The organism is Streptococcus parasanguinis, assembly GCF_001578955.1.
Taxonomy (GTDB): Bacteria; Bacillota; Bacilli; order Lactobacillales; family Streptococcaceae; genus Streptococcus; species Streptococcus parasanguinis_U.
This window is the reverse complement of sequence record NZ_KQ969689.1, coordinates 505,294-509,572: the sequence shown is the minus strand read 5'-3', so window position 1 is coordinate 509,572 and position 4,279 is coordinate 505,294. Positions and strand designations below refer to the sequence as shown.

Here is a 4,279-nt window from a genome sequence, read left to right as displayed (position 1 = left end):
TATACTGAGGGGCTCTGTATTTTCAATGTCCAATAGCTGGCAAAACCAATCGTTGAGCCCATCTGGGACAATGTCAATATTGGTATGGCTGACGTAGACAGCGATATCATGCTTGATCAAATCGATATAGATCTGATTTTGAGCCCGATCGGCTACCAAATCCTTGATGGGACGGAAAATCGGTGCGTGCTTGACGATGATCAAGTCTACCCCATGGGCGATAGCTTCAGCCACCGTCTGCTCGCGGATATCTAAGGCCACCATGACCTTGTGGATGTCTTTTTGTAGCGTGCCGACCTGTAGCCCACGGACATCTCCCTCCATGGAAAGTTCCTGAGGACAGTAGGCTTCATAGCGTTTGATGACTTCACTAGCTAACATGTAGAACCTCCTTGATATGAGTGATGCGCTCTTCTAACGATGCTCTGGCAGATTGATTCTCAACTGGGACCTGCTCCAAGGCAAAGGCTAATTTCTCCACTTCCTTGGACCACTTTTGGACAAAGGCTGGGGCTTGGTTCCGCATCAAATAGGGACCAAAACGCAGTTCCTTGGCTGTCAACTCTTGAGAACCCTTTTCCACCACAAGGATCTCATAGAACTTCTCATTTTCTTCCAAGATCGCTTCATCGACAATGCGGAAATCATGGTCGACTAACCAAGCCCGTAGTTCATCCTCTCGATTATTGGGTTGCAGGACCAAGCGAGAGACACCAGCTAATTTCTCAAGACCTGCCGCTAGAATATCTGCAATCAAGCGTCCTCCCATGCCGGCAATAGTGATACAGGAAATGCAATCTGTTGGTTCAAAGACAGCCAAACCATTGGCCAAGCGGACCTCAATCTTGTCTTCTAAGCCATTATCCGCAACATTTTGAAGGGCAGACTGATAGGGCCCTTCTACCACTTCCCCTGCAATGGCAGCCTCAATCTTGCCTTCTTGTAAGAGGGCGATTGGAAGATAAGCATGGTCACTCCCCACGTCCAACAGACGCGCTCCAGCTGGGACGAAGCTAGCCACCAAGTCCAAGCGATTTGATAATTTTGTAAATTCCATGTGCTACTTTCTAAACTTTTATTCCACCCTTTAGTATACCATGTTTGCACCATTAAAAAAAGGCGCGACGGCGCCTTATCAAATTGTTGCTAAATTGTTCTAGCTAGCTATATAAGTCGAGAAATCTCTTATTTTTGGAGCCCAAAAAATACGTATTGAGTTTTCTGCAGTGAGAAAAGTGCATGAAACTTTTTGTTTCATGCACTCGGGAGTTTTGAAAGTAAAACAGTTCGGGGAACTGTTTTAGCCTGAGCCTAAAAATTGAAAAGCGAAGGGGTTCAAAACGAATTGAACACGGGCTGCGGCTCGTGTCAAAAAGATAAGTTTTCCTAGAATCCAGAAATTCTTCGTCAAACTTCCTATTTTGACTTTATCCGCAGACTCCCTTTGTATCTTGATTTAGTCATGGAACTTCTACGAAGTTCGCTGACGTCCGTACTCACCTAAAGAAAATCTCAATACAATTGAATTATCTATGCTTAGACTTTAGTCAATTTCCTTATACTCTACTTCCAAGCCACGTTTCACTGCTGGGCGATTGGCGATTTTCTCTGTCCAAGCTTGCAGATGCTTGTATTCCTTCACATTTAGGAAAATCCCTGCTCGGTCCCAGACCTTGTCTTGGGCTAGACGACCATACCAGGACCAGATGGCAATATCTGCAATGGTGTAGTCATCCCCTGCGATATAAGGTTTAGTGGCCAGTTCCTTGTCCAGTAGGTCCAATTGACGTTTGGCTTCCATGGCAAAGCGGTTGATGGCATACTCGATTTTCTCAGGTGCATAGTGGAAGAAATGACCAAAGCCCCCTCCTAAAAATGGTGCTGCACCCGTCTGCCAGAAGAGCCAGTTGAGCACCTCTGTCCGTTTAGCCAGATCAGTCGGGATTAATTTGCCAAATTTCTCCGCTAGATACAGGAGGATATTGGCCGATTCAAAGACACGAATGGCTTGATCGCCCGATTGATCCAACATGGCTGGAATTTTCGAGTTTGGGTTGATGGCTACAAAGTCACTACCAAACTGATCTCCCTCACCAATCTTGATCCGATAAGCGTCATAACCTGCATCCACTCCCAGCTCTTTGAGTTCCTCCAGCATAATGGTCGCCTTGATCCCATTGGGTGTTGGAAGGGTATAGAGTTGGAAAGGCTGGTCGCCTTTTGGAAGGGTCTGCTCAAAGCGGGCACCTGCTGTTGGTTGGTTCAAGCCACCCCAGGCTCCTCCCATTTGGCTCGGTGCTTCCCATACTTCTGGTAATTGATAGTCTGACATCTTTCTTCTCCTTTATTTCGCTACTCCTAGCATATCAAATATCGGCCTCCCTTTCAAAGATCTGCTACGCGAAGGCTACTTGACTTTTTTTGTCAAAATGATAGTATAGAAAAAATACAATTTTAAGGAGAAAACCATGTCCACGATCGATTTTCATAGTTTGGCAAAGACAGAACTTCACTGTCACTTAGACGGTTCCTTGTCGCTTCCAATCATTCGCCAGCTGGCAGCCATGGCCAATATTGACCTACCTGCTAGTGATGAGGAGCTCAAGCACCATGTCACTGCGCCTGCACACTGTGAGAATCTTTTGGACTATTTGGAGGCCTTTGACTACATTCGACCTCTTCTTCAGACCAAGGAAGCCTTGACGCTTGCTGCTTACGATGTGGCCAAGCAAGCTGCTCTTGAAAATGTCGTCTACATCGAGGTCCGTTTTGCCCCAGAATTGTCCATGGACCAAGGACTCACCGTTCCAGAAACTATCGATGCTGTCTGCGATGGTCTACGCCAAGCCCAGGAGGAATTTGGCATTGTTGCAAAAGCCTTGGTCTGTGGCATGCGCCAGTCAGATCAAGAAGTCACATCTCGTATTCTTGCAGAAGCCAACCAAGTTAGCGATCAAGATTTTGTTGGTTTTGACTTTGCCGGGGATGAGCACAACTACTCTCCAGAAGATATTCGACCTCTAATTGAGCAAGTCAAGAGTTACCATCGGCCCATGACGCTTCACGCAGGTGAGTGTCATTGCCCACACTTTGTAGCCCAATCGATTGCATTTGACATCAAACGCAATGGCCACGTGACGGCTCTATCTCATGAACCAGCCTTACTCCAATCCTTTATTGAAAATGGGGTCACTGGTGAACTCTGCTTGACCAGCAACCTACAGACAAAAGCAGCGCCGACTATAGAAGATTTCCCTTATTTGAAGATGAAGGCAGCCGGAGCTCGGATCAGTATCAATACCGATAACCGGACTGTATCTGACACCGATCTTACCAAGGAATACGCCCTCTACCACCAGCACTTCCAAACCAAGGAAACTGACTTTTACCAACATAATGTTGATGCCATCCAGGCTTCCTTTGCTAGTGAGGATGAAAAACAAGAACTCCTTAGCAAACTAGAAAAAGCCTACGCGGACTATCTATAAATGAAAAAACTAGCGCCTGATGAAAGGGCTAGTTTTCTGTTTTATTTCGATACGGATTCATACACAGCCATATCCTGTGGAGTCAATAAGCCAGTGTAAAAGCCATCAACATTGATCGCAGCATACTTAGTTAGGCTCTCATAGGTTTGAATGGTATGAACATAGACCCGTTTTCCAAGTTTATGTACCTGTTCGATAAACTTAGGAGTTAAGCGAGAATCGTCGATAGGGACGGTCACCGCCTCGATTTCCTTGTGCTTGGCGATAAAATCCAGCACTTCTTCTCCACTATCTGGTGAGGCGTAGAGCGTATAGATCACGTGCTTGAAAGGATAAATAGATTCGATTTCTCCGAACATCTCTTGATGATAAATTTGTGGAATCACACGATCCAATAGTTCTTCGTCTCGCTTGTTTGCTTCTGAAACAAGTTCTTTAAATTGTGTAATCCTATCTTCCTTAGGGATTTCCATCGATTTGGTATCTGTCACCAACACCATATCTCGATTAATTATCATTTGATCAAACACATACCCTATTAACATGGTCGTAAAGCGACTTGGTGTTTCTGGGGAACCATAACCCTGAAATTTCTTCCATTCCTTAGAAGAAGGTGCGACATCATCTTTGTTTCCAAAATGGTGCCAATCATGAACTGCAGCTAATTTCTTGTCACTAGTCAAATTAAAATCCATTTCAAACAAGCGATGGCCGAGATTGTAATTTTGCCGTAAAGCCTCTAAGGAATTGGTATACTTCGTATTGTACTCCTTCTCCCGGACCGTCCCTCC

4 protein-coding genes and 1 pseudogene are annotated in these 4,279 nt (G+C 45.3%); 1 reads left to right on the top strand and 4 read right to left on the bottom strand.

The window, feature by feature from the left end:
• The 3 genes and pseudogenes from SPADD19_RS12455 to yghU all read right to left on the bottom strand — a co-directional run.
• Positions 1 to 324 (bottom strand): annotated as a pseudogene (locus tag SPADD19_RS12455) (Nif3-like dinuclear metal center hexameric protein); the annotation flags it as partial.
• Between the two features lie 46 nt (positions 325 to 370).
• Positions 371 to 1,057: a tRNA (adenine(22)-N(1))-methyltransferase gene (locus SPADD19_RS02375; RefSeq protein ID WP_061455101.1), complete on the bottom strand. Its 687-nt coding sequence runs from the start codon at positions 1,055 to 1,057 to the stop codon at positions 371 to 373.
• A gap of 486 nt (positions 1,058 to 1,543) precedes the next feature.
• Complete coding sequence (gene yghU / locus SPADD19_RS02370) at positions 1,544 to 2,332, bottom strand: glutathione-dependent disulfide-bond oxidoreductase (protein ID WP_061455100.1); 789 nt, start codon at positions 2,330 to 2,332, stop codon at positions 1,544 to 1,546.
• Between the two features lie 136 nt (positions 2,333 to 2,468).
• Here yghU and add point away from each other — a divergent pair, with 136 nt between their 5' ends.
• Positions 2,469 to 3,488 (top strand): adenosine deaminase, encoded by a 1,020-nt coding sequence (gene add, locus SPADD19_RS02365; protein ID WP_014713561.1) that lies wholly within the window; start codon positions 2,469 to 2,471, stop codon positions 3,486 to 3,488.
• A 41-nt stretch (positions 3,489 to 3,529) separates the two neighbouring features.
• On the opposite strand, the gene SPADD19_RS12450 is transcribed toward add, so the two are convergent.
• Positions 3,530 to 4,279 (bottom strand): glycerophosphodiester phosphodiesterase family protein (locus SPADD19_RS12450; RefSeq protein ID WP_277619456.1); only part of this gene is annotated, 750 nt, incomplete at its 5' end.